The 21,751-nt window shown below is 59.5% G+C and carries 28 protein-coding genes; 10 read left to right on the forward strand and 18 right to left on the reverse strand.

Features of this window, described 5'->3' with window-relative positions; all coding sequences use genetic code 11:
- Window positions 1–11 precede the first annotated feature (11 nt).
- From SJY21_RS10750 to fliF, 3 genes are read right to left on the reverse strand one after another with little or no spacing between them, the layout of a single operon-like run.
- Window positions 12–287 (reverse strand): FliM/FliN family flagellar motor switch protein, encoded by a 276-nt coding sequence (locus SJY21_RS10750; protein ID WP_377510164.1) that lies wholly within the window; start codon window positions 285–287, stop codon window positions 12–14.
- A complete protein-coding gene (locus SJY21_RS10755; RefSeq protein ID WP_377510167.1) occupies window positions 288–860 on the reverse strand; it encodes a hypothetical protein in 573 nt (190 codons plus the stop codon). It abuts the gene before it with no gap.
- Window positions 861–2,459 (reverse strand): flagellar basal-body MS-ring/collar protein FliF, encoded by a 1,599-nt coding sequence (gene fliF / locus SJY21_RS10760; protein ID WP_377510170.1) that lies wholly within the window; start codon window positions 2,457–2,459, stop codon window positions 861–863.
- A gap of 121 nt (window positions 2,460–2,580) precedes the next feature.
- On the opposite strand from fliF, the gene fliL reads away from it, so the two are divergent.
- The 9 genes from fliL (at window position 2,581) to SJY21_RS10805 (ending at window position 11,705) form a co-directional block, all read left to right on the forward strand.
- Window positions 2,581–3,078, forward strand: a complete 498-nt coding sequence (fliL, locus tag SJY21_RS10765) for a flagellar basal body-associated protein FliL (RefSeq protein WP_377510173.1) — start codon at window positions 2,581–2,583, stop codon at window positions 3,076–3,078.
- 12 nt (window positions 3,079–3,090) lie between these two features.
- On the forward strand, window positions 3,091–3,444 hold the full coding sequence (locus SJY21_RS10770) for a hypothetical protein (RefSeq protein ID WP_377510176.1): 354 nt from the start codon (window positions 3,091–3,093) through the stop codon (window positions 3,442–3,444).
- On the forward strand, window positions 3,444–4,028 hold the full coding sequence (locus tag SJY21_RS10775) for a MotE family protein (protein WP_377510179.1): 585 nt from the start codon (window positions 3,444–3,446) through the stop codon (window positions 4,026–4,028). Before SJY21_RS10770 ends, SJY21_RS10775 begins: the two co-directional genes overlap by 1 nt.
- A 66-nt stretch (window positions 4,029–4,094) precedes the next feature.
- A complete protein-coding gene (gene motA / locus SJY21_RS10780; protein ID WP_377510182.1) occupies window positions 4,095–4,964 on the forward strand; it encodes a flagellar motor stator protein MotA in 870 nt (289 codons plus the stop codon).
- Window positions 4,964–7,231 (forward strand): hypothetical protein, encoded by a 2,268-nt coding sequence (locus tag SJY21_RS10785; RefSeq protein ID WP_377510185.1) that lies wholly within the window; start codon window positions 4,964–4,966, stop codon window positions 7,229–7,231. The genes motA and SJY21_RS10785 overlap by 1 nt, the downstream gene beginning before the upstream one ends.
- A gap of 153 nt (window positions 7,232–7,384) precedes the next feature.
- On the forward strand, window positions 7,385–9,475 hold the full coding sequence (gene flhA / locus SJY21_RS10790) for a flagellar biosynthesis protein FlhA (protein ID WP_377510188.1): 2,091 nt from the start codon (window positions 7,385–7,387) through the stop codon (window positions 9,473–9,475).
- Window positions 9,472–10,248 carry a flagellar biosynthetic protein FliR gene (locus SJY21_RS10795; protein ID WP_377510191.1) on the forward strand — a complete coding sequence of 259 codons (777 nt, stop codon included), beginning with the start codon at window positions 9,472–9,474 and terminating at the stop codon, window positions 10,246–10,248. Before flhA ends, SJY21_RS10795 begins: the two co-directional genes overlap by 4 nt.
- Complete coding sequence (locus SJY21_RS10800) at window positions 10,249–11,325, forward strand: flagellar biosynthesis protein FlhB (RefSeq protein ID WP_377510194.1); 1,077 nt, start codon at window positions 10,249–10,251, stop codon at window positions 11,323–11,325.
- The gene (locus SJY21_RS10805; RefSeq protein ID WP_377510197.1) at window positions 11,325–11,705 is read left to right on the forward strand and encodes a hypothetical protein; all 381 of its coding nucleotides are present in this window, start codon (window positions 11,325–11,327) and stop codon (window positions 11,703–11,705) included. Before SJY21_RS10800 ends, SJY21_RS10805 begins: the two co-directional genes overlap by 1 nt.
- Here the strand turns inward: SJY21_RS10805 and SJY21_RS10810 are convergent, their stop codons facing one another.
- The 9 genes from SJY21_RS10810 to SJY21_RS10850 are packed head-to-tail and all read right to left on the reverse strand — an operon-like array spanning window position 11,706 to window position 16,243.
- Entirely contained in the window at window positions 11,706–12,215 is a 510-nt protein-coding gene (locus tag SJY21_RS10810) for a flagellar basal body-associated protein FliL (protein WP_377510199.1), read from the reverse strand.
- 9 nt (window positions 12,216–12,224) lie between these two features.
- Window positions 12,225–12,956 (reverse strand): flagellar basal body L-ring protein FlgH, encoded by a 732-nt coding sequence (gene flgH / locus SJY21_RS10815; RefSeq protein WP_377510202.1) that lies wholly within the window; start codon window positions 12,954–12,956, stop codon window positions 12,225–12,227.
- Between the two features lie 10 nt (window positions 12,957–12,966).
- On the reverse strand, window positions 12,967–13,380 hold the full coding sequence (gene flgA / locus SJY21_RS10820; protein ID WP_377510205.1) for a flagellar basal body P-ring formation chaperone FlgA: 414 nt from the start codon (window positions 13,378–13,380) through the stop codon (window positions 12,967–12,969).
- A complete protein-coding gene (gene flgG, locus SJY21_RS10825) occupies window positions 13,377–14,162 on the reverse strand; it encodes a flagellar basal-body rod protein FlgG (protein WP_377510208.1) in 786 nt (261 codons plus the stop codon). Before flgG ends, flgA begins: the two co-directional genes overlap by 4 nt.
- Before the next feature lie 11 nt (window positions 14,163–14,173).
- Window positions 14,174–14,890, reverse strand: a complete 717-nt coding sequence (locus SJY21_RS10830) for a flagellar hook-basal body complex protein (protein WP_377510211.1) — start codon at window positions 14,888–14,890, stop codon at window positions 14,174–14,176.
- 3 nt (window positions 14,891–14,893) lie between these two features.
- A complete protein-coding gene (locus tag SJY21_RS10835) occupies window positions 14,894–15,160 on the reverse strand; it encodes a flagellar biosynthetic protein FliQ (RefSeq protein ID WP_377510214.1) in 267 nt (88 codons plus the stop codon).
- A complete protein-coding gene (gene fliE / locus SJY21_RS10840) occupies window positions 15,160–15,447 on the reverse strand; it encodes a flagellar hook-basal body complex protein FliE (RefSeq protein WP_377510217.1) in 288 nt (95 codons plus the stop codon). The genes SJY21_RS10835 and fliE overlap by 1 nt, the downstream gene beginning before the upstream one ends.
- An 11-nt stretch (window positions 15,448–15,458) precedes the next feature.
- A complete protein-coding gene (flgC, locus tag SJY21_RS10845) occupies window positions 15,459–15,851 on the reverse strand; it encodes a flagellar basal body rod protein FlgC (RefSeq protein WP_377510220.1) in 393 nt (130 codons plus the stop codon).
- Window positions 15,852–15,856: 5 nt separating this feature from the next.
- Window positions 15,857–16,243, reverse strand: coding sequence for a FlgB family protein (locus SJY21_RS10850; RefSeq protein ID WP_377510223.1), 387 nt, complete (start codon window positions 16,241–16,243; stop codon window positions 15,857–15,859).
- A gap of 83 nt (window positions 16,244–16,326) precedes the next feature.
- Between SJY21_RS10850 and SJY21_RS10855 the strand changes: the two genes are divergently transcribed.
- Window positions 16,327–17,682 carry a FliI/YscN family ATPase gene (locus SJY21_RS10855; protein WP_377510226.1) on the forward strand — a complete coding sequence of 452 codons (1,356 nt, stop codon included), beginning with the start codon at window positions 16,327–16,329 and terminating at the stop codon, window positions 17,680–17,682.
- On the opposite strand, the gene SJY21_RS10860 is transcribed toward SJY21_RS10855, so the two are convergent.
- The 6 genes from SJY21_RS10860 to SJY21_RS10885 all read right to left on the reverse strand — a co-directional run bounded on the left by SJY21_RS10860 (window position 17,671) and on the right by SJY21_RS10885 (window position 21,659).
- Window positions 17,671–18,471 carry a DUF1217 domain-containing protein gene (locus tag SJY21_RS10860; protein ID WP_377510228.1) on the reverse strand — a complete coding sequence of 267 codons (801 nt, stop codon included), beginning with the start codon at window positions 18,469–18,471 and terminating at the stop codon, window positions 17,671–17,673. The genes SJY21_RS10855 and SJY21_RS10860 overlap by 12 nt on opposite strands.
- A complete protein-coding gene (flbT, locus tag SJY21_RS10865) occupies window positions 18,468–18,878 on the reverse strand; it encodes a flagellar biosynthesis repressor FlbT (protein WP_377510231.1) in 411 nt (136 codons plus the stop codon). The genes SJY21_RS10860 and flbT overlap by 4 nt, the downstream gene beginning before the upstream one ends.
- Window positions 18,878–19,252, reverse strand: coding sequence for a flagellar biosynthesis regulator FlaF (gene flaF / locus SJY21_RS10870; protein WP_377510234.1), 375 nt, complete (start codon window positions 19,250–19,252; stop codon window positions 18,878–18,880). The genes flbT and flaF overlap by 1 nt, the downstream gene beginning before the upstream one ends.
- A gap of 89 nt (window positions 19,253–19,341) precedes the next feature.
- On the reverse strand, window positions 19,342–20,826 hold the full coding sequence (locus tag SJY21_RS10875) for a flagellin (protein ID WP_377510237.1): 1,485 nt from the start codon (window positions 20,824–20,826) through the stop codon (window positions 19,342–19,344).
- Window positions 20,827–21,028: 202 nt separating this feature from the next.
- Window positions 21,029–21,370, reverse strand: a complete 342-nt coding sequence (locus tag SJY21_RS10880; protein ID WP_377510240.1) for a hypothetical protein — start codon at window positions 21,368–21,370, stop codon at window positions 21,029–21,031.
- On the reverse strand, window positions 21,363–21,659 hold the full coding sequence (locus tag SJY21_RS10885; RefSeq protein WP_377510243.1) for a rod-binding protein: 297 nt from the start codon (window positions 21,657–21,659) through the stop codon (window positions 21,363–21,365). The genes SJY21_RS10880 and SJY21_RS10885 overlap by 8 nt, the downstream gene beginning before the upstream one ends.
- Window positions 21,660–21,751 lie beyond the last annotated feature (92 nt).

Consider the following 21,751-nt stretch of genomic DNA (forward strand, 5'->3'; position numbering starts at 1 on the left):
CGGCGCGCGCATTAGCCCGCCTCGCCTGTGGTGCTGGCCACTTCGGTCAAGCGGACAGCCAGTTGCCCCGCCTCGCCACCTTCAAGCTCTTGCAGTTCACCGCGTGCGATCAGCCGATCACCGATGTAAAGTTCAACGGGGTCATCGACCCGCCGGTCAAGCGCAAGAACCGCGTTTTCCTGCAACGCAAGCAAGTCACGCACCATTGGTCGGGCGCGCCCGACAGAAATCGTGATCTCGATCGGCACATCGTGCAACGGGTGCCCTTCGGCATTCTGGTTTGTCATCTAGGCAATCCTTTGGTTTTCAGGGTCGAACAGGGCGGCCAATGTATCTGTGATCTCGGCGACAACATGATTGACGTCCAAATGGGTTCCGGCGCCCTTGGCCGAGCAAATCTGCGCTTGCGTCAATGCAAGGTCCGGTGCGGCAGTGATCTCAATTGGCGGGCTGGCCTCGGCCATGGCCAACCGCGACAGTGCTGCGACATTGTCAGGATGAACCAAGATCTGGACCGGCGCGGCGACATCGCGAAAAGCGGCTGACTGCAGCGCGCCCGCAACGTTGGCAGCCAGTGATCGCAGCGCGATTTCAGGCAAGAGATTCGTCACCAGTTCGGTGAACAGCGGTTCAAGAAGGGCGACGAAATGCGCGCGCGCCTCGGCGTAACCAAACTGCATATCAACAAGCGATTGCGTTGCCACTGCCGTGAGCAAGGCGTCCTCCTCGATGGCCAGGCGGCGACCTTCGGCAAGACCTTCCTCAAACCCGGCCTCAAACGCGGGCGATCGCGAATCCCCCTGGCTTGCGGTTGGATCGACGGATTCGAAATCCTGAAACTGCGGTGCGTGCATTTTCATCTAGGCGCGCGCCTCGTCGGGGTCGTCGACCCATGATTGCAGGATTTGCAGCGTTTCATCCTGCCGGTCTTCGATCATTTTGCGCAACCGTGTGACGGGATCGTTGTCGGCTTCATCCGCAACAGGACCGGCAAGCGCCGGGCGCGATCCATCCGCGACGGCCCCTTCGATCATCGCTGGTGTGGTCTGGTCCGGCGCGGTTTGTGCGCGGCTTGCAAGCATCGCGGGGTCGGGGCCGGGCAAGGCAGCAGGTGCACTGCGCCCGGATGCAAGAATCGGACGCACCACAAACAACCCAAGCACAAGTGCGACAAAGGCAAGCACGCCAATCTGGATCAACATCATCAGGTTCAGTGGCGTCGTGGCCGCGCCGATTGGTGCCTCTGTCCCAAGCTCGGGAACGGGCTGGAACGCAAGCGAACGGATTGTGATCTCGTCTCCGCGCGCTTCGTCAAATCCAACGGCCGATGCGACCAGATCGCGCAGGGCAGTCATTTCTTCGTCGGTACGCGGGGATGTGACGGTTTCGCCCGCCGCATTCACAACTGTTTCGTCATTGACCAAAACCGCGACCGTGATGCGGCGGATTGCACCGGGGATGCGCAGGATTTCGCGCTGCACTTCGGACACCTCGTAATTGGTTACGGTCCGGTTTTCCGCATCTTCGTTCGTTGAAGCACCACCAGTTCCGGCGCCATCGCCTTCGGGGAGATTGGACGCAACAGTGACATCACCGCCACGGCTGTCTTCTGATGCGGTAATGCGCTCCTCGACCTCGGTGCTGATCGCGACACGGCTGTCGGGATCAAAGGTGCGCTCGAGGATCGATTCGCTTTCGGTGACGGTTTCAACGCTAACCTCGACCACCGCATTGCCATAGCCAACGCGCGCAGCCAAAAGCCTTTCGACGCTTTCGCGCAGGTGCTGGCCGCGATCATCACCGCTAAGCATGGCCGCCGAATCATCGGAACCCGTTACCAGCCCGCCATCGCCGTCAATCACCGCAACGTTGTCAGGCGTCAGCCCGGAAACTGCTGATGCCACCAGATAGCGCAGCGCATTTGCTTGCTGCGCGGAAAGCACACCGGCCACCGACGTGACCGTAACGGCCGCGGTTGGTGAAACGTCGCGCGCAAAAGGGCGGCCGGACGGTGTGGATATATGAACGCGCGCGGTGCGGATATGCGCCGAGGCGACGATCGTGCGCGCAAGTTCGCCTTCTTTGGCGCGCAGGTAGGCTGCGTCGAACATTTGCGAGGTCGTGCCAAAGCCCGACATATTGTCGAGCAATTCGTATCCCCGCGCGCTATTGGCGGGCAAACCTTCACTGGCGAGCGTCATGCGCAGCTGATCACGGCGCGACGATTCGACAAAAATCGCCCCGCCCCGCACCTCGTATGCAGCGCCTGATTGTTCGAGCGAAGCTATTACATCGCCCGCCGCACTGCTTTCCAAACCGGAATAAAGCAGCGCCATATCGCGCGAACCGGCACCACGCCCCAGCATCAACACGGCAACAAACACAACAAGAGTTGCGCCAATCACCATGACGCGGCGACGTGGCGAAAGTGATGTCCAGATTGCAGGCAGGTTTTCCAATGGATTCTCCAAATCAAGGTGGGACTTCTGCCCGGTTGACCCGACTTTGACCGATCAGCCTTAACAATCGGTTAGCTGTTATCGGGATATGCAGGGCAGACAGAAACAAGGAGCTACGGCTGTGAGCGACGCAACTGCAACCGCCCCCGACAGCGCTGACGACGCGCCGAAAAAGAAATCCAAGATGCCGCTTGTTCTGGGGCTGGTTTTTGCCCTTTTGGGTGGCGGCGGCGGTTTCATGGCCGTGCAAATGGGGCTGATCGGCGGCGAAACGGCAGGCGATGAAGCGCACGCGCCTGACCCTCTTGAACCCTTGCCGCCAGTCGCGTTTGTGCCGCTTGAACCGTTACTGATTTCACTCCCGAATCGGTCGGGGCATCAATACCTGCGCTTTGTCGCGCAGATCGAAGTGGCCCCAGAACATGCCGCCGACGTCGAGGCGATAAAGCCGCGAATCGTTGATGTGCTGAACGGCTATTTGCGCGCGGTTGAAGTTGCCGATTTCGACGATCCGAATGCGCTGATGCGGCTGCGCGCGCAGATGCTGCGCCGCGTGCAGGTAGTGGCAGGCGAAGGGCGGGTCCGCGACCTTCTGATTATGGAATTTGTTCTAAGCTAGAAAGGCTTACTGATGGCGATGATTGCTGACATTTTTCTTGCGGCGGGCGCCGTTGGTGCCGCGCTTTACTGCTATATTCTGGCGCGCCGTTTGCGGCGTTTTACGGACCTTGAAAAGGGTGTCGGGGGCGCCGTGGCCGTTCTTTCGGCGCAGGTCGATGACCTGACCAAAGCCCTGGTGATGGCGCAGAAAAGCGCAGGCGAGTCGGCGCAGACGCTGGGGGCACAAACCCGCAAGGCAGATGATGTCGCCAAGCGGATTGAGCTGTTGGTCGCATCGCTTCACGATCTGCCGCCAGAGCCGCAAAAGCAGGCGCCGATCAGCCCGTTCTTCGAGCGTCGCCAGCCCAAGCTGGAGGATGCGTGATGCCCAAGCCGAACACCCCGCGCCGTCGCGCCCGCGGGCCTCTTTATGTCGTGGTCGGGCTGTTCATCGCATCCGGTGTCTTGCGGTTGGGCGGCGAAGCAGAACAGGTTTTCGCAAACGCCGAATCCGCCCCTCTTGCGGTTGACGAACCGGTTTCGGCCCCGGGCGATCAATGTGTCGAAAGTGATACCTTGATCACGGCGCTGGCAGCGCGCGAGGAACGTGTTGCCCGCCGCGAAACACAGTTGGCTGACCGGCTTCAGGCCCTAAGCGTGGCCGAGCAGGAAATCACGAACCGTCTTACCGAGCTTGAAGAAGCCGAAGCATCGCTTGCCGCGACGCTTGCTGTTGCCGCGACTGCAGCCGAGGATGATATCGGCCGCCTGACCGATGTTTACGCGAGCATGAAGCCGCGCGATGCCGCCGCCCTGTTCGAGGAAATGGCACCGGAATTTGCATCGGGTTTTCTGTCACGCATGCGGCCCGATGCAGCGGCAGCGATCATGACCGGTCTTGAGCCGGCCACGGCCTATTCGATCAGCGTGGTTATTGCCGGCCGCAATGCGGACGTGCCAACGGACTAGCTGGCGATGACAAAACCTTAACCAGTGCTGTGCCACACTGGCGCCAAGGTTTGAGAGAGGACTATCATGGTTGGGTTGATCGGTATCGTCGTGATTTTTGTGACCGTTTTCGGCGGCTACATGCTTGCAGGCGGCAAGATGGGGATCATCCTCAAATCTCTCCCGTTTGAAATGATCATGATCGGCGGGGCCGCCGTGGGTGCGTTTGTGTTGTCCAACGACATGTCGGCGATCAAACACACGATGAAAGACATCGGCAAGGTGTTCAAAGGCCCAAAATGGAAGCCTGATGACTACCGCGATTTGCTGTGCCTGCTGTTTGAACTCATTCGCCTTGCCCGCGCAAATCCGGTTGGGCTCGAGGAACACATCGAAGCACCTGATGACAGCAGCATCTTTTCGAAATACCCAAAGATTCAAGGCGATCGGGAATCGGTCGCGTTGATCTGCGATACCTTGCGGTCGGCGACGATGAACTATGACGACCCACATCAAGTCGAAGAAGTGCTGGAAAAACGCATCGAGGCAACGCTGCATCACTCGCTTCACTCGACCCATGCATTGCAACAGATCGCCGATGGCCTTCCGGCGCTGGGGATCGTTGCAGCCGTTTTGGGTGTGATCAAGACGATGGGCTCCATTGACCAACCTCCCGAAATCCTGGGCAAAATGATTGGCGGCGCCCTTGTCGGGACATTCCTTGGCGTGTTTCTTGCCTATGGGCTGGTTGGTCCGTTCGCCGCCCGCGTCAAGACCGTGATCGAGGAAGACGGCCACTTCCAGCAGCTTATTCGCGAAGTTCTGGTCGCGAACCTGCATCAACACGCGCCCAACATCTGTATCGAAGTTGGCCGCCAGAATACGCCAGCCGCATGCCGGCCCAGCTTTACCGATCTTGAAGATGCGCTGAAATCCACCAAGCAAGAGGCGGCGTGATGGTGCGTTACTGCCTTATCGCCCTGTGCGTTCTTTGGGCGGGCATTCTTGCGGCGCAGGACAACAGCGTGCGCAGCGGTGAGCACGACAGGTTTACGCGGCTTGTCCTGCCGATTCCCGTTGGCGCGGATTGGGCGCTGAACCGCGCGCAAGACCACTACGTGTTCAGCATCCCCGAAGACTCACAAGAATTCGACCTGACCGAAGCATTTGCGCGTATCCCGCGCACGCGAATTGCGGATATCGAACCCACGCAGGACGGTGCCGCGCTTGCGATTTTCGTGTCCTGCGCCGATTGTCACGCCGATGCCTTCCTGTGGCGCCCTGATCGGGTCGTGATCGACATAATTGATGGTGCAGCACCCGATGGTTCTCCCTTCGAGGTTGCGGTCAACGTGCTTCCAACTGATCCCCCAACAACCCCCAAGGCTGATGAAACGCCAGACAGCATCGCCATACCCCTCATCGTGGATGCACCCACCCCGGCGGCACTGCCCCTGATCGCGGAACAAGCGCCGGTGCTTGACGTTGCTGCGACGGAACAAGCCCTTATTGAAAGCCTGGCGCGCGCATCGTCGCAGGGCCTGATCGAGATTGCGCTGCAGCCCCAAGACCCCCGCGCCGAAACGCCAGACCCACAGCCAACCCAAGAGCCCGCTATCGTAGAGGAAATTTCGCCAGTCAAGGACGCCGCGCCGGTATCTGAAGGCGGGCAGCCCGGTATCAGCATGCGCACGACCTTTGATCAGGCGTTTCCGCACATCACGGTGACACCGCTGTCTGATCAGGGGGAAACCTGTTTGGACGAAGGTGTCTTTGATCTTGCTTCCTGGTCGGAAACTGGGGATTTCAACGTCGATATCGGAACACAGCGCACCGGGCTTACCGAAGAATTCGACCGGGTTCCGCCAAACGCCCCTGAAGGGCTGGCGCGCAGCTACATCTACTACGGTTTCGGGCGGGAAGCGCTGCAGGCATTGGCGCTTGACGGGATCCGCTCGAAGTCGCGCGAGGTTCTTGCGGAAATGGCCGTGGTCGTCGATGGCGGCACTGTGCCAAACGGATTGTTAAGTGCGCAACTTGGCTGTGATGGTGCAGGCGCGCTTTGGGCGACTTTGGCGATCAACAGTTTGTCGGAACAACCCGTTGGCGTTGACCGCAATTCAGTGCTTTTGGCGCATCGATCATTGCCCGTGGGACTGCGCGGCCACCTTGGAACCACGCTGGCCGCACGGTTCCTTGACATTGATGACACGGACACAGCCGCGATGATCTTGCAATCGGCCGAACATGCAGTCACCGGCAGTGACGCAGAAACAGATCTTGTGGCCGCTGACCTCGCCCAGCGCGATGGGGAAGACAGCGCCGCAATTGCACGGCTTCGAGAAGCCGCCGGTGTCAATGGGCGCGCAACGCCCGAAGGCTTGATGGAACTTGTGGACCTTACGATCAAACAGGACCAGATGTTTGATCAGGGGGTTTTGGATTTGATCGCAGCCGTGCGATTTGAACATCGCAATAGCAGCGTCGCGACCGACCTTGGAATCGCAGAGGCGCGCGCGCTGAACCACAGTGGCAAGATCGTCCAGGCACTTTCGGTCGTCACGGAATTGTCGGATGACTTGGACAGCGAAATGCGCACGGCATTGCAAAGCGAATTCACGATGCGCGCCGTCGAAACAATGTCTGATGCGGCGTTCTTGCAATTCGCGTTTGAAGACATGACGACAGACGTCGATGCCGAGACGGAAAACATGACCGCGATGCGCCTTCTTGCGCTTGGGTTTCCGGACCGCGCGGCACAGCTGTTGTTGGCCGATGCGACGCAGGACGCAATGCGCGAACGTCGCTACCTGCGCGCATCGGCCTATATCGCGCTTGAAAAACCCGAAGACGCCCTGCGCGAAATCACCGGCATGACGGATCCGCGCGCCTCGCGGTTGCGCGCTGATGCTCTTATCGCGCGTGGCGATCTGGGCGGTGCGATGGCCGCCGACCAACGCCAGACACCAGATGAACAAGCAGACCCTGATCTTGCATGGCGGGCCGGCGCCTGGGCGCGCCTTGCGGATGACCCTGATCCGCTTTTGCGGGATGTGTCCCAACGCATGCTTGGTGATACCGAAACGGCAACACCAGCGATCGTATCGCCGCTGGCGCAACGCGAAGAGCTGTTGCAGCAATCGAGCGAAACACGCGCACTTGTGCAGGACTTGCTCGATCGCTTTCCGATTGACGCGGGCGATATCGCGACACCGATCAACTAGGCCGCTGTCACGGTTACGGTTTGTAAACCATCGCGGCCTAGATTGAGCGCAGTGAAGCTGCAGAAAGCGCTTAGTCATGACATCCTGTTTCGGCCTGCAATTACCGCCCTTTGGTAACAGGACCCGCACCGCGCAATCAGGTCGGGCATTCAAATGCAAAGCCTGACACTGGGCGGCATTTTCCGTCCGACGGTGCTACTTGCGCTCGCGTTGATGGCGATCATTGTCATGATGATCCTGCCTGTTCCCGCGGCAGTTCTTGATATCGGGCTTGCCGCGTCATTTGCGCTGGCAATCCTCATGTTCACGGTCACGCTTTTTATCGAACGCCCGCTGGATTTTTCCGCGTTCCCGACGGTTTTGCTGGCCTCTTTGATGTTGCGACTGTCGCTGAATGTATCCTCGACCAAACTGATCATCGGGCAGGGGCACACCGGCACATCCGCCGCCGGCGATGTCATCGAAGGTTTTGCAAACTTTGTGATGAGCGGTAGCGTTTTGTTGGGCGTTGTGGTGTTTTGCGTTCTGCTGATCGTGAACTTCGTTGTGATCAACAAGGGCGCAACCCGCATGGCCGAGGTTGGTGCGCGCTTTGCCCTTGACGCGATGCCGGGCAAACAACTTGCCATCGACGCGGATATGAGTGCGGGCGCAATCGACCATGCCGAAGCCAAGCTGCGGCGCGAAACCGAACAGGCTGAAACCACCTTTTTCGGATCACTTGATGGCGCGTCAAAGTTTGTCAAAGGCGATGCTGTCGCCGGTCTTTTGATTACCGCCCTCAATCTTGTCATGGGTCTTGTGATCGGGGTGAGCATGCACGACATGCCCCTTGGAACTGCGTTTGAAACCTATGCAATCCTGACGGTTGGTGATGGTCTTGTCAGTCAAATCCCGGCTGTGATCATCTCGATCGCGTCGGCACTTTTGTTGGCGCGCGGTGGTGCAAAAGGGGCGACTGATCTGGCAATCGTTGGCCAGCTTGGCCGCCATCCCGCGGCCCTGACAACCGTGGCCGTGCTGATGGGGCTTTTCGCCCTTGTGCCGGGATTGCCGTTCATCCCCTTTGTGCTTGGTGCGATTACGCTTGGGGGCTGTGCCTATGTGATGGCGCGCAAGGTGAGGCGCGAGGCAGAAGACACCGCACAATCTGGGAGTGAAACCACCGCCGCACCGGCAGCCGCGTCGATGGGTGACATGCTTGATCTGGATGACATCCATCTCGAATTTGCGCCTGATCTTGTCGATATGGTGCTTGATCCCGGCACCGGCCTTGACGCCCGAATTGCCAACATGCGCAACCATGTGGCAACGGAATTTGGTGTATTGCTGCCGGAAATCCGGCTGACCGACAATGCCGCGCTTTCGCCGGGTCAATACGTTATCAAGGTGCTGGGGGTCGAGCAGGTGCGCGACAGCCTGCGACCCGAAAAAATGCTGGCGTTGCTGTCCGGTCCCGCCGCGCCCCCGGTTGTGGGCGAGGATGTAAGCGAGCCGGTTTATGGCGCACCCGCGCGCTGGATCGCGCCCGAAGAACAGGAAACGGCAGCCCTTTCGGGCCTCACCACCGTATCCCCGACAGAGGTTCTGGCGACCCATCTGCTTGAGATTATCAAACGCAATTTCCCGCGTCTTCTGACACTCAAGGCCCTGCGCCGCCTGCTTGATGAAATGACCAACCTGAGTGATGCATCGCGCAGCGAGGCGAACCGCAAAATGCTGGGCGAACTGATGCCCGACAAGGTGCCGGTTGATGTGCTTTTGTCGGTCCTGCGCCTTTTGCTTGAGGAGCGGGTGTCGATCCGAAACCTTCCCCTGATCATCGAGGCTGCGGCCGAGGGGCGCCAGATTTATCCCAGCGCTGAAGGAATCGCTGAACATGTGCGACAGCGGCTTGGGTTTCAATTGGTTGCCGAGATGCGCCGTGAAGACGGGACAATTCCGCTCGTTCAGCTTGCACCCGAGTGGGAAGACACGTTTTCGACCTACCAGATCAAATCCGAGAAAGGCGTTGGCGATGTTGCCTTGCCACCCGAAGATTTTAACCGCCTGGCGAGCGCGATTGCCGAAAAGATCGCACAGGCCGGTGAAAAGGGGGCCTATCCGGCAATGGTTACATCAATGCGGCGGCGGCGGTTTCTGCGCACTGTCATGACGGCCAAAGGGATCCCCAATCCGGTTTTGTCATTCGAGGAAATTGGTGTTGATGCACGCCCCGCGCTGGTTGGACTTGTCCCCGCATGATCGAAGCCCTGGCAGAAATCGCGCCCGTTGGGCAGGCCGCCGTGTGGGCGGGGTTTGTCGTGTTCATAAGGATTGGCGCCATGATGGCGCTTTTGCCTGCATTTGGTGAACAGTCGGTGCCGATGCGTGTCCGGCTTGGCCTGACCATCGCGTTTGTCTTGATCGTGTCACCTGCAATCACCGGCTTGCCTGCCCAGCCCGACGGGCCGGTCGGAACTGTTGCGATCATCTTGGCCGAGGCCGCGACCGGTTTGTTCATGGGGCTGATGTTACGGCTGTTCGTGCTTGCGTTGCAAATCGCAGGAACGATCGCGGCACAGTCGACCTCGCTTTCGCAGTTGTTCGGGGGAAGCGCCGGCGTCGACCCGCTTCCGGCGATTGGCAATCTGCTGCTGGTTGCGGGGCTTGCACTGGCGGCGTTGCTTGGGCTGCATGTGCGGCTGGCAGAGTATATGATCTATAGCTACGAACTGATCCCTGCCGGTCAGTTCCCGTCGCCATCCGTCGTTTCAGATGCAGGGGTGGGCGAGGTAGGTCGCGCCTTTGCGCTGGCCTTCACGCTTGCAGCACCTTTCGTCATCGCATCATTGATTTACAACGTGACGCTTGGCGTCATCAATCGCGCGATGCCGCAATTGATGGTGTCGTTTGTGGGCGCGCCGGCAATCACTGCGGGTGGATTGGTCCTGTTGTTTGTGTCTGCCCCGATCCTGCTTTCGATCTGGGTCGAGGCCTTTGGCACCTTTATGTCGAACCCGTTCGGGGCCCCCTAGATGAGCGAGAATGGCGACGACGACAAGCAACATGAACCATCGCAGAAAAAGCTCGATGATGCCCGCAAGAAAGGCGAAGTTCCCAAGTCAACCGACCTGATCACCGCGGCGGGGTATGGCGGATTTCTTTTGACGGCGATGGCCTTTGGGGCAACGTCATTGCTGGGGCTGGGCGATGGGTTGGCCGCGCTTCTGAACCACGCCGACACCTTCTCAACCGATGTTTTTGCAGGGTCCGGTGCGCCGATGGCAGGCGGTGTCATGGCTGTTCTGGCAACCAGGCTCGCGCCGTGGTTCGGGGTGCCTGCCGTTCTGGCCCTTCTTGCGGTTCTTGCCCAAAAGGCCTTTGTCATAGCCCCGACCAAGATTGAACCAAAGCTGTCGCGTATCTCGCCGATTTCGGGGTTCAAGAACAAGTTCGGCCGCTCGGGCTTTTTCGAGTTCTTCAAAAGCTTCGCGAAACTGGGTCTCTATTGCGTGGTCCTTGGTGTTTACCTGACCTATCAAATGCCGCGCATTCTGGGGTCAATGTATCTCACGCCCGGGCTGGTGACGACCGAACTTCTGCGCCTTGTCGTCGGCCTGTTGTTCATTGTCCTGATCGTGGCAACCGCCCTCGGGACGGTCGATTTCATCTGGCAACAGGCGGAACATACGCGCAAGCACCGGATGTCGCGCAAGGAACTGATGGATGAAATGAAGGGAACCGAAGGCGATCCCGCGATGAAGCAGCAGCGCCGCCAGAAAGGTATCGAACTGGCGATGTCGCAGATGTTGGCTGACGTGCCCGGCGCCGATGTCGTGATCGTCAACCCGACCCACTTTGCCGTCGCCTTGAAATGGGACCGCGCCAGCGGTGGAGCGCCCATCTGCGTGGCCAAAGGTGTCGATGACATTGCTGCCCGTATTCGTGCCGTGGCAAATGAAAACGCCGTGCCAATCCATTCTGACCCGCCAACTGCACGCGCGCTGCACGCCAGCGTCGACATCGGCGCCGAGGTTGGGCCCGATCACTATCGCGCTGTCGCAGCTGCAATCAGGTTCGCCGAGCGCATCCGCCAGAAGGCCCGTTTGTGATGGCAGACCGGGCCGGACAACTACGCGACCTCTTACGCCTGACGGATGCGGGCTTGCGTGCCGAACAGGCGAAAATGGCCCGCTGCAACCGCGAGATTGCCGCCATGCAAGACCAGATTGCAGCATTGCGATCACCCCAGATCAAAGCGGTGCCAACGGCCGATCCAGATCCTGCGCAGCGTGCGGGCGCGGATATTCGATGGCAGATGTGGGCCGAAGAACGGCGCAAGGCACTGAACCTTGAACTGGCGAAACTGCGCGCGGCGCACGACGCCCAGCGCACGTCACTTGCAACGGCATTTGGCAAGCATCAAGCGACGCAGGCACTATACGACAAAGAGGTGGAACTGCGCCGGTTGAAAGATTCGCGGCGCAGTTAGTTACTGCACGTCCTGCCGCACGATATCGACGATCATCACGTCAAGCACGCGATCACCCATTGCACCCACCGCAGAATCCCGCAGGGCGGTGCGCAGTATCCCCATGTTGCGGGAACTGGTGAATGCGCCTTCAAAGCCACCGATATTGGCATGATCAAAAAGCACCTGAAGGAATACGTCGCGCAACTTGGGTTCCTGGATGAACACAAATTCCTTGCCGCCAACAGGCACTTCAACACTGAGCGACAGCACAACCATCGCGGCAACGCGGCCGTCCTCGATCACCGGCACAACGAACTGGTTGTTCAGGCGCGCATACTCGCTGCCTTCCGGGTCGGTCTCGGGGTCGATCGCCACGTCGGTTTCGCCGTGATCGTCGCTTGCTGGCACTTCGCCACAGGGGTTTTCGGCCAGGTCGTCGTGTGACGGCGGGAACAGGAACAACCCTGCGCCAACGCCGCTACCCGCACCGATGATCAGCAGAACAAGCGGAAGGAGGAGCTTTTTCATGCGACGTTCCTAGAAGGGCAAAATGACATCGGCTGCCTGCTGACCGTAGCGCGGCTGCTGCATGTCGGTGATCTGGCCACGTCCGCCATAAGAAATGCGTGCGGTTGCGATCTTGTCATAGGTGATTTCGTTCTGACGGCTGATGTCTTCGGGGCGCACATAGCCTGTTACAATCAGTTCGCGCAGTTCGAAATTCACGCGCACTTCCTGACTGCCTTGAATGGACAGCACACCATTTGGCAGTTCTTCAACAATCGTTGCGGCCACGCGCAGGGTAAGCCGTTCGTTGCGGCGCACCGATCCGTTGCCGCCAAAAGCGCTTGACGATGATAGACCGACCGCAGGGTCAAGGCTGGCACCATCGGGCAAGGCCTCGTTGATACGCTGTGGAATGCCAAACAGGTTGGGAACCGACATGCTTTCCGATCCGGTGCGCGCGCGATCTGTCGCGTTAGAAATCTCGGCACGGTCGTCGATTTCAATGACAACAGTCAGAATATCGCCCCGTTGCACAGCGCGGCGATCGCCCAGCAGGGACCCCCGAGCACCCGTCCAAAGCGAGGGCGTGTCGGGCGCAACAGTCGTAACTGCCAGTTCCGGCTCCATTCCGTAGGTCAGCATCGCAGCATGTTCCGGTGTCGCAGCTGGCGGTGAAAACGCGGGCTCTTGGCCGATGGATTGCAACCGCCCGCAAGACACAGGCAACGCCAAAAGGATCAGGGCAGCAAGTCGCAGTTTCATGACATTATCCTTAGTATGAGACATAGGCGGCACCGTCCGGCCCGATGCGCGCGGTGACGGTTGAACGGGACGACAGGTTCATCACGCGGATCAGATCACCGGGACCGGCACGATCCAGCGCGCGGCCTTCGGTCGAAATCATCAAACCGGAACGCATGTAAACCAGCGGGATAATCTGGTTGCGATCCACAACCGCGGGCGGGCCCACATCACCTTGACGGATCGGTCGACCGGCATAAAGGGCCACGCGTGCCTCCATCCCGATCAGGGCCGAAGGGTCGGTCACGCCGCCCGTTGTGGCGATATCGCGCAGCAACAAATCGTCGGGCCCGATAATGGCACGGGCCGGGATCGTGCGCGCGGCGACAAGCGTGTCTGCGGCGGCGGGTGCGGCCAGCAAACAAAGGAGGAGGACACGGATCATCGGATCTGCACCATTGCGCCCAGCATCTGGTCGGCGGCTGTGATCACCTTGGAGTTCAATTCATAGCCGCGCTGTGCCTCGATCAGGTCAGTCACTTCGCGCACGGCATCGACCGAGCTGTCCTCAAGATACCCCTGGCGCAGCACGCCCAAACCGTCCTGTCCGGGCGTTGCAATTGTGGATGGGCCCGACGCGGGCGTTTCAAGAAACAGGTTTGACCCGATGGCCTCCAACCCCTTGGCATTGGTGAAGCCCGACAGGCTGAACTGACCCAGAAGTTCGGGTTCAACACGGTCATTGAAGTAGGCGTAAACCTCGCCCTCGGCATTGATGCTGACGGAACGGGCATCGCGCGGAATTGTGATATCGGGCACCACCGGATAGCCGTCTGACGTGACGATCAACCCTTCACCGGTGCGCTTTAGCCCGCCATCGCGGGTATAGGCGGCGCGCCCGTCAGGCAGTGTGACTTCAAGATATCCGGCCCCTTCGATGGCCAGATCCAGATCGCCGCCCGTTGCCGCCAGCGACCCCTGCGACAACATCACCGACACCGACGTCGGGCGCACCCCAAGGCCCAACTGCACACCCGTGGGCAACACCGTGCCATCCGAGGCGTTGATCGTGCCGGGGCGCGCAACCTGTTGGTAATGCAGATCGGCAAATTCGGCGCGGCGCGCGTTGTAGCCTGTGGTGTTCATGTTGGCGAGGTTGTTTGAAATCACCTCTACCCGTGTTTGCTGGGCGGTCATGCCCGCCGCTGCGATACGTAATGCGCGCATCAGGTTTCTCCTTACTGGCCCAGGGCCTTGATCACGCCGCGAATGCGTTCATCTTCTTTTTCCATGAATGTCTGGCCCAATTCATAAGCGCGCTGCACCTCGATCATGCGGGTGACTTCCAGGATCGGATTGACGTTGGATTCTTCCAGATAGCCTTGCAGCATCCGCCCTTCGGGCGCGGGTTCAAACCCGCCATCGGCACGGAATCGCACGCCATCTTCGCGGGTCATTCCCATGGGATCGACCGGCATGAATAACCCGACCTGACCAACAGGCTGGCCATCCGCGCTCATCGTGCCATCGGGGGCAATTCCGATACTGCGCACCCCTTGGGGCACGAACATCGGCGCACCGCCTGCATCCAGAACCCGATAACCTTCGGGCGTTACCAGATCACCATCGCCGTTCGGGGTAAAACTGCCTGCGCGTGTCAGGCGTTCGCCCTGCGGTGTTTCCACCAGAAAGAACCCCTCGCCTTCGATCGCCAAATCAAAGGTGCCCCCCGTTTGGGTCAACGTCCCCTGTGTCTGCAAGGTGTCGCGCACCGATGCGGTCGCCATCGACAGCGAATCTGCGTCCGCCCCCAACGCCTTGACATGTTCGGCAAAAATCACCCCTTCGGCGCGAAAGCCCGTGGTCGAAGTATTGGCGATGTTATTGGCCACCGTGCGCATTTCGCGCATCAGGCCCGACTGCCGCGTAAGGGCGGTATATGTTGCGTTTTCCATGGTCTAGCTTCCTGCGATGATCGGGATCAGGGTGTCTTGGAAATAAGCAACAAGCGTTTCCGACATGAAGCCCATCGTGATCCAGAACACGGCGACGATCGCCGCCAGTTTGGGCACAAACGTCAGCGTCATTTCCTGAATTGACGTCAGCGCCTGAAACAGACCAACAGTCAGCCCGGCGATCAACGCAACCGTCAGGATCGGCAGCGACACCATCACCGCAATCCAAAGCCCCTGTCGCAGGGTGTCGTAAAACAGCGCCTCATTCATCAGACGGGCATCCGCAGAATTTCCTGGTAGGCTTCGACAACCTTGTCGCGCACGGTCACGGCGGTTTCCACGGCCAGTTCCGTCTGCGCGAGGGCCTGCACCAATGCATGCGGATCGGCCCCGCCTGACATTGCGGCCATCGCTGTCTGTTCGCCTTGCTGCAACGTCGCGGCGAAACTTTCCGCGACTTTGCCGAATGCGGTGCCGCCTTCGCCACCGGGTTGCGGCGCCGTTGCAGTTTTGTTGGCGGCATATTGTTGGGCAACAAGGGTTGATCTGATATCCATGATCCGCCTCCTTAGCGGCGCAGAAGATCCATCAGGGACGACGACATTTGCCGCACCTGATCGAACATCTTGAGGTTTGCTTCGTAACTGCGCTGGGCTTCGCGGGCGTCCGCGATTTCAACCAGCAGGTTCACGTTTGACCCGTCATAATGCCCGCTTGCATCGGCCATTGGGTGGGACGGGTCATAGACGCGGTCAAGTTCTGTGCGGTCCAGCTGCACACGGCCGGTTTCCACAGCGCCCGTATGGTCGCCGCGCGCAACGACTTCTTCAAAGGTCACAGTCTTGCGGTGATATCCGGGCGTATCGGTATTGGCGATGTTTTCAGACACGTGGCGGATGCGGCTGGCCTGTGCGCGCATGCCGCTTGCGGCAACATCAAGTGCGTTGGAAAAGTCAGTCATGAAACCTACCTCCGCCCGATGCTCATCCGCAGCACGTCAAGGCCGTGCTTGTAGATGGCGAGCGCACGATTGTGTTCGCGCTGGATTTCAACGCCGCGCAGCATTTCTTCTTCAAGGGAAACAGAATTGCCGTTGGGCGAGGGTTCAGCATCAGCCATCCGCGCGCGGGCGGCTGCTGCGCCAGCGTCCGCGCCGCCGATATGGCCCGCGCGTGTGCTGCGCAATGTTGTCGTTTCGTGGCCGCGATAGGCCTCGGCGAAACTGTCCATTGTTTGCGCGCGATAGCCCGGCGTATCGGCATTCGCGATATTTCGCGCAGTCACAGCCTGACGCTGCCCCGCGTGGCGGGCCATGTCATAGGCAGTTTGAAAAACGTCCAGCGATTGGAACATCGGGGCTTCTCCCTCGATTGGCTTCAACTAAGGCTTAACCCTGATTCCTTAAGAAGGTGTTGTCAGTCGAAAGGACACCACCAATGCCGGACCCAATTCTTGAACGTATCACCGCATCACTGAAAGGTTTGCGCGCAGACCATCCGCTGGGCCACGTGATCGGCGTGACCGGTGATCGGGTGCAGGTTGCCGGTTTTGGCACGCAGGCCGCGCTGGGCGATCGTGTTGTTTTTCTGGGACACGCTGGATTGCGCGCCGAAATTGTGAAGCTTGATCATGCGGGTGCCTATCTTTTACCCGAAGGGAGCGCGGACGGTGTTTGCGTCAATGATCAGGTCTATCTTGAAAAACGCCGGGACTTTGCGCCGGATGCCAGCTGGATCGGGCGGGTGATTGACCCTGACGGGCTGCCGTTGGATGGTCGCCCGTTGTTGCCCGGTTTGACGATGCGGCGCGTGCGGGCTGATCCACCCTTGCCGCATACGCGGCGCGCGATGGGCGAACGGCTGGCAACGGGCCTGGCCGTGTTCAATACTGTTCTACCGCTCGCACGGGGCCAGCGGATTGGCCTGTTCGCGGGGTCAGGTGTGGGCAAGTCAACGCTGTTGGCCGACCTCGCGCGCGGGGTCGACGCCGATGTAATCGTCATCGCGCTTGTGGGCGAACGGGGCCGCGAATTGCGCGAATTTGTCGAAGACGTGCTTGGCCATGAAGGGATGCAACGGTCGGTTGTCATCGCCGCTACCTCGGATCGGGCGCCACAGATTCGCAAGCGATGTGCGCTCGCGGCGACAGCGGTCGCTGAACATTTCCGCGATGCGGGCCAGCAGGTTTTGTTGCTTGTCGATAGTGTCACGCGCTTTGCCGAGGCGCACCGTGAATTGGCCGTCGCCGGTGGTGAACCGGCCGCGCTGCGCGGGTATCCGGCATCGACCGGACCAACAATTGCGGCGCTGTGCGAACGTGCCGGGCCCGGCACGGGTGAGGGTGGTGATATCACCGCGATTTACAGTGTGCTTGTTGCCGGGTCGGACATGGAAGAACCCGTGGCAGATATGCTGCGCGGCGTTCTGGACGGGCACGTTGTTCTTGATCGCAGCATTGCCGAGCGCGGCCGCTTTCCCGCAGTAGATCTGTTGCGGTCCGTATCGCGCAGTCTGCCGGGTGTGGCAAACGCTGGCGAAAACGCACTGATTCAAAGCGCGCGGGCGCATCTGGGGAAGTATGACCGGTCCGAACTGATGATTCAGGCGGGTCTTTACGTTGAGGGGAGCGATCCTGCGACCGATGCGGCCGTCGCTTGTTACCCCGATCTGGACCGGTTTCTGACACTGCGCCATCCCAGCCCAAGTGCAAGCTTTGCGGCTTTGCGTCAGGCGCTTCCTGCCACCACAGAAGACACGCAAGCACAGCGTGCCACTGCGCCCCTAGTAGAGTGACCCCGCAGACTGCAACAAACTCAGCGCGACCGACCCGGACGAAAAACCACCTGCGGACGATGTTTCCGTGCGCAGCATGTAAAGGCGGATCAGCTTTTCCTGTGATTCTTCGCTGGCGATTTCCGACATCTGATCGGTGCCAAACGTCGCCTGCGCACGCGCCTTGAATTCGGTGAGCTGCTGATCAAGATCAATCGCGCCAAAGCTGCTTGGAAACCCCAGCGCACCCTCGAAAACGGTGCGCATCGCGGCGTTTCCCATCATGGAAAACCATTGCGCATTGTTGCTGCCGCTTGCCGTGATATCTGCCAAAGCAGGGCCGGTATTGAGCGCAAGGCGCATTGTGTTGTCCTGATCGCCGACCGCGCGTTCAAACTGGCGCGCCTCGTAGCGGTCAATGATTTCATCCGCAAAGGTGCTAAGCACCGTGCGGGGCGTGTCGAAATCGCCAAACCCGAATGCTTTGGCCAGATCACCGTAGCGTGAATCGGACAGCTTGTTTGCAAGTGCGTCTTCATCCAGCGTCCCTTCTTCAAGGACTTTCTGGATGAAGTAAGTGTTGCCTATATCGTCATCCAGCCCGAACGCACCCAGTGCGACTTGCAGCAATTCGCGATCCGCCATGAGGTCCGCAGCGGTGCGGACCTCGCTGATCTTTTCGCGAAACGTGTCGGTGGCACGCGCGACCGGGGCCGAATTGGAAAAGGCCGTTTGTTGCGTATCCAACGTGCGTTGCAAGAACCGCCAACCGGTGTATCCAGACAGCGGAATGACAGGTTGGAACGTCATGACAAACGCGGGGCCGCCGCAAGCAGGCGGTCTTCGCGTGGCAATAACATCCGCAAACGTTTCAGGGCGCGATAGAATTCGCCCTCACTCACAGACTGTGTCGCATCGTCCAGAATGGCGCGGCTGTCATGATCCGTAAGTGCCTGGCTAAGTTGTTCGATGCCGCGTAGCAGCTGATGGCGTGCCTCGTCAGGGTCGGCATCACCCGACAAAACCAGTTGCGCAATATAGCAGACGCGACGCACGGGCGTATTCACCTCGTCCGGACGAATGGCGTCGCGCAGCCGCAGAATATTCGCATTGGGTGTCATGATCGACAACCGCGAACGTCGATCACCATTTTCGATGACAGCACCGTTGACCAGCACGCGTTCCTTGGGGCCAAGTTTAAGGACAAGTCCGGACATTACAGATCCCCCTTGCCGCTTAGGCCGCGCATGACGGCGGTGTTGATTTCGATCAGCGGGGCCACCTCGGCCTCGCCGCGAAGGACTTTGCGGGAATGATAGGTGGTGAATTCAGCAAGGTAGAATAGCCGCGCACGCAGATCCTGCGGCAGGGCGTTTTCGCCGTCAGCCACTTCGGCGGCAAGGTGTGTCCAAAGGGTGCGGTTGTCGTGCAGGGCTTCGGTCAGGGCGGCGAAATTGGCTTTTGGGCTGATCGCAGCGTTGCGCAGTCGTGCGGTTGTTTCGCTGAAAAGCTGGAGTTCGGCTGACCGGCCGGTGCGAAGTGGGGATTTTGCCGGCGCATAGGCCTGGCGGGCTTGTTCGATGACGTTCACGTCGTGTCCTTTCGGGACAAGGGGGGCGATGACACGGCTTTGCCGTGCGCGAAAGCGGGGGCGCCCGTTTCAGGCGCCCCCACCCTGTCTTAACGGAACAGTGACAGGATCGACTGCGGCGACTGGTTCGCAATCGACAGTGACTGCACGCCCAGCTGCTGCTGGACCTGAAGCGCCTGCAAACGGGCCGATGCTTCTTCCATGTCGGCATCAACCATCGAGCCGATACCGGACTTCAGCGCATCGGACAGCTTGCCGATAAAATCGCTTTGGGTCTCGATCCGGCCTTGGGCAGAACCAAAGGAAGCAGCGGCATCAATCGAGTTGGAAATCATCGTTTCGATGTTGGCAAGTGCTGCGTCTGCACCGCTGTTCGTCTCGACATTGATGGAATCCAGCCCGAACAGACCGCCCGAAGCCTTACCGCCCGCATTCCCCACGGCAGCAAATGCAAGGCTGGCAGAACCAGACCCGTCATTGTCAACCTTGAGGCTCCACTGGCCGGTGGTTTCGTCTTGCGACACGTTCGTCGTCACGCCTGTCAGGCCAGCGCCATCAATGGCAGCCTTGAGGCCCTTGGCGACATCTTCCATGGTTTCGCCCTTGCCGGCGATATAGTCATAGGAAGCTCCGCCAACAGTCACTTTGTAACCGTCACCATCGTTCACGGCTGCCGAGGTCGAGAAGTCAACGCTTTCACCACGTTCAGCAATCGTTGCGGCACTGGCTGTCGCACCGGTAGCCGTCAGCGACACATCTTCAAACCCGCGGGTCGAAGTGATGTCGATCTGGTTGGCGTTGGTGCCATTGACCGCCGCAGTGATCCCTTCAAGACCAAGCGCGTTCAACGCGCCGGTAATCTGGGCCGCAGCCGCGTCCTGGTCGCCCGACAGTTCACCGGCACCGAACGACAAGGTCGTGCCTGCAACGGTGATGCTGACAGCGTTGTCAGACATGTCCGCGTCAGTCGCGATCGTGACGTTTTCCGCGTTGCCGGTGGATGTTGCAGCAACGGCACTTGCCGTGGCATTGGCGTTCAGGCTTGTGCCCGTGCCAAAGGTGCCTTTGTCGGTGGTCATGTCCTGACGGCCAACTGTAATGTTGTTGGCCGTGACGGACCCGTCGCTGTTACGGTCAAGCGAGGACAGGATGTTCATGTCATCCGTGCCTTTGACAAGGTTCAGACCGTTGAATTGCGCCGCGCCGACAACCGATTTGATCTGGTCGGTCAGTGCGTCAATGTCTGTCTGGATCTTGCTGCGATCGACGTTTTCTTCCTGTGCCGCAACGACCTTGCCTTTGATTTCGGTCAGCAGGTCGGTCACGGTTTCCGTGGCTTGACGTGCGACAGCAACCGTGGATTCACCAAGGCTCAGACTGTCAGAGATACCCTTGAAACCTTTGACATCGGCTTCCATGACCTTGGAGATGGCCCAGACCGATGCGTTATCCTTGGCCGAAGCCACGGACTTACCGGTCGAAATCATCGACTGTGTCTTGGAAAGGTCGCCGTTGATGGATTTCAGGGTTTGCAGCGCAACCATCGCGCTGTTGTTCGTCAGAATACTGGACATATTTTGGTCCCTTTATGATGCGGCGCTTTTGCGCCCGGTTTTCATGAATTCGGCCCGGTTAGGGTCGATTTGGAACAGTCATTCTGACAGGTATCGCCACCGGTTCGCGGTGCCGTGCCACCCCGAAAGGTGCAGGACAACCTTTGGCGCAATGTTCTTAACGGCGTCCTAATCCGGTCACGCTGCGTGGCGCAGATTTTCTTCAAACTTTATGTTCAAACTTGCCTTGACGGCGCGCGATCTGGCTTGGTTGGCCAGACCTGTCATAGGTATTGAGCGTAGACTGGGCAGCGGTAAGCGCGGCCATGCGCGTCTGAACATCGCGCACACCCGCCATCGCCGCTTGCAACAACTCTTGGTTGCGCGAAACGCGCGCGCCCAAAAGGCGCAGTTGCGACGGGTCTGGTTTGGTTTCGCCTGCGACGGTATCAAACAGGTCCGCTTTTTGTTGGGCCTGCGCCGCGAGCGTATCAAACGCGCCTGCCAGTATGGCTGTGCGTTCGGCATCCAGCAATGCAAGCAAGCGATCGGTGGGCCTATTCATTGATCCGGCCTTTCATGGCTTCAAACAGTGATTCGGCAAGGCCGATACCCCCCGCTTCGACCATCTGCCTGGCCTGTTCCTCGCGCAGGAACGACCCGAACTGGTCTTCACCAATCCCGCCGCCCATTGCGTCACGTGACGCGCCAAGCCCCGCAGATTTCAGCATTTCCGACAGAAAACTGGCCTCGAGCGCATCGGCCGCCGCACGCAGTTTTTCGTCCTGCGAGGGCGGGATCTGTTCGGTGATGCCCGAAAGGGACTGCGTGGGACCAATGGCAAAATCGACCATGGGAATGACTCCAAATTGAACAACTTTCCTAGTCATGACCCGGAACCGGTAAACATTCGGTAAGCCTCTTGCGCAATTGTGTCTGCGAACAC

It is taken from the genome of Octadecabacter sp. R77987 (genome assembly GCF_042466115.1).
Taxonomy (GTDB): Bacteria; Pseudomonadota; Alphaproteobacteria; order Rhodobacterales; family Rhodobacteraceae; genus SW4.

What these genes read in the sequence shown, in the direction of transcription:
- SJY21_RS10750 (WP_377510164.1), bottom strand. Translation starts at nt 287, where the DNA reads ATGACAAACCAGAATGCCGAAGGGCACCCGTTGCACGATGTGCCGATC.
- SJY21_RS10755 (WP_377510167.1), bottom strand. Translation starts at nt 860, where the DNA reads ATGAAAATGCACGCACCGCAGTTTCAGGATTTCGAATCCGTCGATCCA.
- SJY21_RS10770 (WP_377510176.1), top strand. Translation starts at nt 3,091, where the DNA reads ATGGCGATGATTGCTGACATTTTTCTTGCGGCGGGCGCCGTTGGTGCC.
- SJY21_RS10775 (WP_377510179.1), top strand. Translation starts at nt 3,444, where the DNA reads ATGCCCAAGCCGAACACCCCGCGCCGTCGCGCCCGCGGGCCTCTTTAT.
- motA (WP_377510182.1), top strand. Translation starts at nt 4,095, where the DNA reads ATGGTTGGGTTGATCGGTATCGTCGTGATTTTTGTGACCGTTTTCGGC.
- SJY21_RS10785 (WP_377510185.1), top strand. Translation starts at nt 4,964, where the DNA reads ATGGTGCGTTACTGCCTTATCGCCCTGTGCGTTCTTTGGGCGGGCATT.
- flhA (WP_377510188.1), top strand. Translation starts at nt 7,385, where the DNA reads ATGCAAAGCCTGACACTGGGCGGCATTTTCCGTCCGACGGTGCTACTT.
- SJY21_RS10795 (WP_377510191.1), top strand. Translation starts at nt 9,472, where the DNA reads ATGATCGAAGCCCTGGCAGAAATCGCGCCCGTTGGGCAGGCCGCCGTG.
- SJY21_RS10800 (WP_377510194.1), top strand. Translation starts at nt 10,249, where the DNA reads ATGAGCGAGAATGGCGACGACGACAAGCAACATGAACCATCGCAGAAA.
- SJY21_RS10805 (WP_377510197.1), top strand. Translation starts at nt 11,325, where the DNA reads ATGGCAGACCGGGCCGGACAACTACGCGACCTCTTACGCCTGACGGAT.
- SJY21_RS10810 (WP_377510199.1), bottom strand. Translation starts at nt 12,215, where the DNA reads ATGAAAAAGCTCCTCCTTCCGCTTGTTCTGCTGATCATCGGTGCGGGT.
- flgH (WP_377510202.1), bottom strand. Translation starts at nt 12,956, where the DNA reads ATGAAACTGCGACTTGCTGCCCTGATCCTTTTGGCGTTGCCTGTGTCT.
- flgA (WP_377510205.1), bottom strand. Translation starts at nt 13,380, where the DNA reads ATGATCCGTGTCCTCCTCCTTTGTTTGCTGGCCGCACCCGCCGCCGCA.
- flgG (WP_377510208.1), bottom strand. Translation starts at nt 14,162, where the DNA reads ATGCGCGCATTACGTATCGCAGCGGCGGGCATGACCGCCCAGCAAACA.
- SJY21_RS10830 (WP_377510211.1), bottom strand. Translation starts at nt 14,890, where the DNA reads ATGGAAAACGCAACATATACCGCCCTTACGCGGCAGTCGGGCCTGATG.
- SJY21_RS10835 (WP_377510214.1), bottom strand. Translation starts at nt 15,160, where the DNA reads ATGAATGAGGCGCTGTTTTACGACACCCTGCGACAGGGGCTTTGGATT.
- fliE (WP_377510217.1), bottom strand. Translation starts at nt 15,447, where the DNA reads ATGGATATCAGATCAACCCTTGTTGCCCAACAATATGCCGCCAACAAA.
- flgC (WP_377510220.1), bottom strand. Translation starts at nt 15,851, where the DNA reads ATGACTGACTTTTCCAACGCACTTGATGTTGCCGCAAGCGGCATGCGC.
- SJY21_RS10850 (WP_377510223.1), bottom strand. Translation starts at nt 16,243, where the DNA reads ATGTTCCAATCGCTGGACGTTTTTCAAACTGCCTATGACATGGCCCGC.
- SJY21_RS10855 (WP_377510226.1), top strand. Translation starts at nt 16,327, where the DNA reads ATGCCGGACCCAATTCTTGAACGTATCACCGCATCACTGAAAGGTTTG.
- SJY21_RS10860 (WP_377510228.1), bottom strand. Translation starts at nt 18,471, where the DNA reads ATGACGTTCCAACCTGTCATTCCGCTGTCTGGATACACCGGTTGGCGG.
- flbT (WP_377510231.1), bottom strand. Translation starts at nt 18,878, where the DNA reads ATGTCCGGACTTGTCCTTAAACTTGGCCCCAAGGAACGCGTGCTGGTC.
- SJY21_RS10875 (WP_377510237.1), bottom strand. Translation starts at nt 20,826, where the DNA reads ATGTCCAGTATTCTGACGAACAACAGCGCGATGGTTGCGCTGCAAACC.
- SJY21_RS10880 (WP_377510240.1), bottom strand. Translation starts at nt 21,370, where the DNA reads ATGAATAGGCCCACCGATCGCTTGCTTGCATTGCTGGATGCCGAACGC.
- SJY21_RS10885 (WP_377510243.1), bottom strand. Translation starts at nt 21,659, where the DNA reads ATGGTCGATTTTGCCATTGGTCCCACGCAGTCCCTTTCGGGCATCACC.